Raw genomic sequence first — 6,628 nt, forward strand, 5'->3', positions numbered from 1 at the left:
GTCGAAATTGGCGACCAGTGTCTCTCGGCCGGCCTTCCATTCCTCGAGACTGACAAGCACCGGCGTGTCCCGGCCAAGCGTTTCAGCCTCCCGGTCCGTCAGCGAAACCCAGATATCTTCCTGGATACGGCCATTCTTAATGATTGGCATAGAGAGTCTCCTTGAAGGGGGTGATGCCGACACGGGACACCGTGTCGATGAAGGTCTCGCCTTCGGTGCGGATATTGCGGAACGTTCCGATCAGGGTATCGATGGCATCCACCACCCCTTCGGCCGGGAAGGACGGGCCAAGGATCTTGCCGATAGCGGCGTTCTCGTCCGCGATCCCGCCGATGGTGATCTGGTAATGCTCGACGCCTTTCTTATCGACGCCGAGGATGCCGATATTGCCGACATGGTGATGTCCGCAGGCATTGATGCAGCCGGAGATGTTCAGCGTGATCGGGCCGATCTCGGATTGCAGCGCCGGATCGGAGAAATGCCGGCTCAAACGCTGCGCGATCGGGATCGCCCGGGCATTGGCCAGGTTGCAGTAATCGAGGCCCGGGCAGGAGATGATGTCCGTGATCAGGCCGATATTGGCGTCGGCCAGCCCATGCTCTCCGAGAACCTGCCAAAGTTTGTGCAGATCCTGCTTGCGGACATAGGGCAGCACCACGTTCTGCTCGTGTGCGATCCGCAGCTCGCCGAGCGAGTATTTCTCCGCCAGATCGGCCAGCGCTTCCATCTGCTCCGCCGTGGCATCTCCCGGCACCCCGCCCGCAGGCTTAAGGGATACCGTGACAATGGAGTAGCCCGGCTGCTTGTGCGGGAAGAGATTGGTCCGGGTCCAGGCGGCAAAGGCCGGATCGGTGAAGCGCGCGGCATCGTAGGGGGCAACCGGCTCCGCGATATCCTCATAGGTCGGCGGAGCGAAATGTCGTTCGATCTCCGCAATCTTCGCGGCGTCCAGCGTCAATGCGCTGTCCTTGATCTCCTGCCACTCTTCCTCGACCATTTCGGCGAATTTCTCGATACCGACGGCGGCGACGAGGATCTTGATCCGGGCCTTGTAGAGATTGTCCCGGCGGCCAAGCAGGTTATAGGTCCGCAGGATCGCTTCCAGATATGACAGCAGATGCTGTTTCGGCAGGAATTCGCGGATCGTCTCACCGACGATGGGCGTACGCCCCTGCCCGCCGCCGACGATCACCTCGAAGCCGACTTCACCGGCATCGTTGCGGCGCATGCGCAAGCCGATATCGTGCAGTTTCACCGCCGCCCGGTCGTTCTCCGAGCCGGTAATGGCGATCTTGAACTTGCGCGGCAGGAAGGTGAATTCCGGGTGCAGCGTCGACCATTGCCGCATGATTTCAGCCCAGACACGGGAATCCTCGATCTCATCGGCGGCAACGCCGGCGAATTGATCGGCGGTCACGTTCCGAATGCAGTTTCCGCTGGTCTGGATCGCATGCATCTCAACATCGGCGAGCGCATCCAGAATGTCCGGCACGTCGTCCAGCTTCGTCCAGTTGTACTGGATGTTCTGACGGGTGGTGAAGTGACCCCAGTTGCGGTCCCAGCGCCGGGCGATATAGCCGAGCTGGCGCATCTGCGCGGCGGAAAGCGTGCCATAGGGAATCGCGACCCGCAGCATATAGGCGTGAAGCTGCAGATAGAGGCCGTTCATCAGGCGCAGCGGCTTGAACTCGTCCTCCGTCAGCTCACCGGCGATCCGGCGCGCGACCTGGTCACGGAATTCCGCGGTCCGGTCCCGGACGAAGGCGTGATCGAATTCGTTATACGTATACATCGCGTCAAACCAATGGGGTGGTTGCGGGGAGGTCCGTGCCAACAGTCGGCCCGGCGGCGCGGATGATTTCGCGCTGACTCACCGGCGCGATGCCGGTATCGGAAACGGAGACGGCGAACAGATAGGTGCTCACGACTTCCTGCCGGGCAGCCGATGCGGCCGCGCGCGCCTCAAGGGCGGCGGCCGCCTCTTCACCGTCGGCAACCTCTGCGTCGTCGAGCGCCAATACCCAGTCGTTGTCATCGGCAAGATAAACAACAGCGCCATCACCCAGACGGTTGGCGGTCATGACCTTGGTCGTCACTTTCATTCTCTTCAGTTCCTAAACGGCGAGGCGCCGACCCTCGGGGGCAACGGCCTCAAAAATTTCACCTTCGGCAAGCGCGGCCACATCACCGAGAACGATCAACGCGGGGGCAGAAACCTGCCGCTCGGCAACCATTCCGGCGAGATCGGCCAGGGTTGTTTTCAGAATGCGCTGGTCCGGCAGGGTCGCCTTCTCGATCACGGCAACCGGTGTTTCCGGCGCACGGCCAGAATCGAGCGCCGTCTCCATGATCCGCGGCGCGGCGCCAAGGCCCATATAGATGACGACGGTGCCCTTGGTGTCGGCCAGGACATGGCTGTCGAACTCGGACACCCCGTTCCGGTCATGCCCGGTCAGAATGGTCAGCCGGTTGGCATGATCACGATGGGTCAGCGGCAGACCGGCGGCGGATGCCGCGCCAAGCGCCGCTGTCACGCCGGGCACGGTCTCGACGGCAATGCCGCGCTCTTTCAGATAGGCCAGCTCCTCACCGCCCCGACCGAAGATAAACGGATCCCCGCCTTTCAGACGCACCACGCGGCTGCCTGCTTCGGCATGCTCGGCCAGCAGCGCGTTGATATCGTCCTGACTGTAAGAATGCTGCCCTGCTCGCTTGCCGACATCGATGCGGATCGAATCGCGCCGGACATAATCCAGCATGGTCGGGCCGATCAGCGCGTCATGCACGATCACATCCGCGTCCTGCATCAGACGCAGTGCCTTCAGGGTCAGCAGATCCGGATCACCGGGTCCGGCGCCGACCAGGGCAACGCTGCCCGATGAGCTGCCACCCTGGCGCCGGGAGCCGTTGACCAGCCGCAACATGGCTTCCCGCCCGGCCGCTTCCCGGCCTGCAAGCACATCATTCGCGATGGCACCGTCGAAAACGTTCTCCCAGAACATGCGGCGTTCACCGCCGTCCGAGATGGCTGACATCACGGCACTGCGAAAGCTCTGGGCAAACCGGGCCAGAGCGCCGAGCCGGACCGGCAGGGTGCGCTCGATCTGCTCTCGGATACGGCGGACCATGACCGGTGCCGCTCCCTCGCTGCCGATGGCAACCACGATGGGATCGCGATCCACGATACCGGGGATAATGAAAGTAGAGAGATCCGGACGGTCGACAACATTGGTCGGAATGCCGGTGTCGCGGACCTGCTGCGCCAGCCAGTCAACGTCCAGGGCCTCGGCGTCACCAATAATAGCGAGGCGCACGCCTTCAAGATCCCGCCCCTCAAACCCGCGATGGCGCAGGTCAATGCGTCCAGCGGCAGCATGCGCCTCGATTTCGGCATTCGGCGCGGACGTCACAACCCGGATGTTCGCTTCCGTCTTCAACAGAAGGCGCAGCTTGCGGGCAGTGTCTTCATTGCCCCCGACCAGAAGCACATGTTGGCCGGCAAGGTCGGCGAATATCGGAAAATACTTCATTACTGGCTGTCCGATTGGCGAAACGTAAATCTAAAAATCGACCGCGTTCCCGTTACCGGGTTTGGAGGGGTATTGAACTCTCAACGCTCCTGAAATATCATTATTTTTCCCAAATCGACAATATGACCCCACCAAAAAGAAAATATTGTTCTCATATGTGGACCACAGAGAACGCGACTGTCACAAAACAGGAAATTTGAGAATGGATGACATGGACCGAAAGATCCTGCGGCTCTTGCAGGAAGACAGCAGCATCTCAGTTTCGGATATTGCCCGGCTTGTCGGGCTCTCCGCTTCGCCTTGCTGGAAACGAATCAATCGCATGCAGGCGGAAGGATTGATAAAGCGCCAGGTGGCAGTTCTGGACGCGGACAAACTGGGCTACGGCCTGACAGTATTCGTCAGCATCAAGACCGGGGAGCATTCCGGTGGCTGGCTGAAATCCTTCGCCGACTCCGTCCAGGGCATGCCGGAAGTGCTCGAATTTCACCGGATGGCAGGCGAAGTGGACTACATGCTGAAAGTTGTCGTTCCCGACATGAAAAGCTTCGACCTGTTCTACAAGAACCTTGTCGAACTCACAGCACTCAGCGAGGTCACGTCACGTTTCTCTATGGAGACCATCAAGGAAACGACAGCCTTGCCTGTGTGAGCCCTGCCCTGATTCGACCATATTTCGAGTTTTAAAATCGCGAAATTGATATTTTCTAACTCTAGAGAGGGGCTGTTGAGCAAATTTATGCCGCATTGTTACAATCAGCGTGAAGAATGGTTGCCAAATCAAAAATTCGAACGCACTAATTTCGCGAGCTGCGAATAGGCACTTGTAACGTGTGCGGTCAGTGGCTTCACTCTGCGAACCAATTCGCACTGATGAATGAACAAAAGAACTAGGGAGCTTTAACAATGAAACGTCGTGATTTTATCACCAAGGCTGGGCTTGCCAGCGTCGGCGGCGCCACAGCCGTTGCCGCAGCATCTTCCTTCCCGAAACCGGCGCTTGCCCAAGAACGCATCGAGATGGTGATCGTCTCGACCTGGGGCCGCGACTTCCCGGGTCTCGGAACCAACGCGCAGCTTCTCGCGAAGCGCCTTGGAGATGTGTCTGACGGCCGTATCCACGTCGAATACTTCGCCGCTGGCGAACGTGTCGGCGCTTTCGACTCGTTTGACGAAGTCGCTTCCGGTAACGCGCAGGCTTATCACGCCGCCGATTACTACTGGAAAGGCAAACACCCGGCCTGGGCATATTTCACGTCCGTGCCGTTCGGCCTGACCGCCAGCGAAATGAGCGCCTGGGTCCACCACATGGGCGGCCAGGAACTCTGGGACGAACTCGCCAGCGACTACGGCCTCAAGTGCCTTCCGGCCGGTAACACCGGTGTGCAGATGGGCGGCTGGTTCAACAAGGAAATCAACAGCCCCGACGACCTCAAGGGCCTGAAGATGCGTATCCCGGGTCTCGGCGGCGACGTCATGGCCAAGCTGGGCGCCTCTCCGGTTTCCCTGCCGGGCGGCCAGATCTATGAAAACCTTGTTTCCGGCGCCATCGAGGCCACGGAATGGGTTGGTCCGTGGAACGACTATGCGATGAAGTTCTACGAAGCTACCAAGTACTACTACTTCCCGGGCATGCATGAGCCGGGCGGGTTCGACTCACTCGGCATGAACGCCTCCTGGTGGGGTGGTCTCAGCAAGGCCGACCAGGCACTCATCACCGCCGTTGCTCACCAGACCAACGACTGGATGATGGCCGAATACAACGCCAAGAACGGTGAATACCTCCGTAAGCTCATTGATGAGCAGGGCGTTCAGGTCCGCGAGTTCAACGACGACGTCTATGACGCGTTTGGCAGTGCGGCTGAAGAGGTCTTCGAGGAAACCAAGGCGCACAGCGATCTGGCTCTCCGCGTTCACGAGAGCTTCGAGAAGGCCCGTACAGGCGCCGGTAGCTGGCTGAAAATCGCCGACATCGGTTACTCGCAAAAGCGCAACCGTGTGCTTGGCCTCTAAAACCAGCGTTTTTTCTTAACGCGTGCCGAGGCGGGGTTTCTGAATCCCGCCTCGGTCCTATAAGAGATTTCGAAACATGTCCGAACCGACCAACGTCTCCGCGACAGAGCGAGAGGGCGCGTTTATGCAAACGCCGGTCTCCGCGCTTACCCGCATCTTTTGCTGGTCAAGCGTCACCCTCACTCTCATGTTCATTCTCAACAATTACCTGATCTTCTGGCAGGATTGGCCGGGCTTTATGACGCTCGTCGACCATCTGGGCATCTTCGGGCCGAGCAGCCTGAGGAAACCGCTGGACGGCACCGCGCAAATGCTCGGATGGCTGCAGGCCCTGAGTTACCTCGCCTGTATCGCCGGCGCCGCTTTTTATACGGCACGCACCCCGGACCGCCCCCTGCGGCAAGACTCAACAGTGATGGTGGGAATTGCGGCCTATATCGTCCGCTCAGCTTTCTGGGCGGTGATTTTCGTCGGTGTTGCGGACATGATCATCTCCTTCCTCCGGGTTGAAGAGCTGCTCCCAACACTCTTCGGAGACGAGCTCGCGACATCTCTTGGTCGCCCGCAGTTCCGGGGCAGTTATGTCCATATTCCGCTGGTTCTGGTGGGCTGCCTGGTTGCCTGCTTTACCCGGTCACTCGGCTTTACCTGGCTGGCCTTGCTCGTTGTCGGAGCAGAACTCGGGATTGTGCTCAGCCGGTTCATCTTCTCCTACGAGCAGGCATTCCAGGGGGATCTGGTCCGCTTCTGGTACGGCGCCCTCTTCCTCTTTGCCAGCGCCTACACGCTTTACGAAGACGGTCATGTCCGCGTCGATGTGCTGTATGCAGGCCTGACCTCCCGCATCCGGGGCCTTATCAATATCTGGGGCTCACTGCTGCTCGGCATGTCACTCTGCATCACGGTCATGGCCATCGGCATGTGGAGCAAGTCCGCGATCATCAACAGCCCGTTGCTCAGCTTTGAGGTCTCCCAATCCGGCTACGGCATGTACGTCAAATACCTGATGGCCAGTTTCCTCGGGGTATTTGCCGTCACCATGATGATCCAGTTTGCCAGCTACATTCTGGAAAGCCTTGCCGATT

At 59.5% G+C, this 6,628-nt stretch carries 6 protein-coding genes; 3 read left to right on the plus strand and 3 right to left on the minus strand.

What is annotated here, in order from left to right; genetic code table 11:
• Positions 1–136 precede the first annotated feature (136 nt).
• Genes AAC126_RS21250 through cysG form a run of 3 tightly spaced genes read right to left on the minus strand, consistent with a single transcriptional unit; the run spans position 137 to position 3,530 of the window.
• A complete protein-coding gene (locus tag AAC126_RS21250; protein ID WP_339857299.1) occupies positions 137–1,792 on the minus strand; it encodes a nitrite/sulfite reductase in 1,656 nt (551 codons plus the stop codon).
• A gap of 4 nt (positions 1,793–1,796) precedes the next feature.
• Entirely contained in the window at positions 1,797–2,102 is a 306-nt protein-coding gene (locus AAC126_RS21255; protein WP_339857300.1) for a DUF2849 domain-containing protein, read from the minus strand.
• A gap of 12 nt (positions 2,103–2,114) precedes the next feature.
• The gene (cysG, locus tag AAC126_RS21260; RefSeq protein WP_339857302.1) at positions 2,115–3,530 is read right to left on the minus strand and encodes a siroheme synthase CysG; all 1,416 of its coding nucleotides are present in this window, start codon (positions 3,528–3,530) and stop codon (positions 2,115–2,117) included.
• 202 nt (positions 3,531–3,732) lie between these two features.
• Here cysG and AAC126_RS21265 point away from each other — a divergent pair, with 202 nt between their 5' ends.
• From AAC126_RS21265 to AAC126_RS21275, 3 genes are all read left to right on the plus strand, one after another.
• Positions 3,733–4,182, plus strand: coding sequence for an Lrp/AsnC family transcriptional regulator (locus AAC126_RS21265; protein ID WP_339857303.1), 450 nt, complete (start codon positions 3,733–3,735; stop codon positions 4,180–4,182).
• A 254-nt stretch (positions 4,183–4,436) separates the two neighbouring features.
• Positions 4,437–5,543, plus strand: a complete 1,107-nt coding sequence (locus AAC126_RS21270) for a TRAP transporter substrate-binding protein (protein WP_339857304.1) — start codon at positions 4,437–4,439, stop codon at positions 5,541–5,543.
• A 76-nt stretch (positions 5,544–5,619) separates the two neighbouring features.
• A partial coding sequence (locus AAC126_RS21275; protein ID WP_339857305.1) for a TRAP transporter small permease subunit occupies positions 5,620–6,628 on the plus strand: 1,009 nt, incomplete at its 3' end.

The organism is uncultured Nisaea sp. (assembly GCF_963974195.1).
Taxonomy (GTDB): domain Bacteria; phylum Pseudomonadota; class Alphaproteobacteria; order Thalassobaculales; family Thalassobaculaceae; genus Nisaea.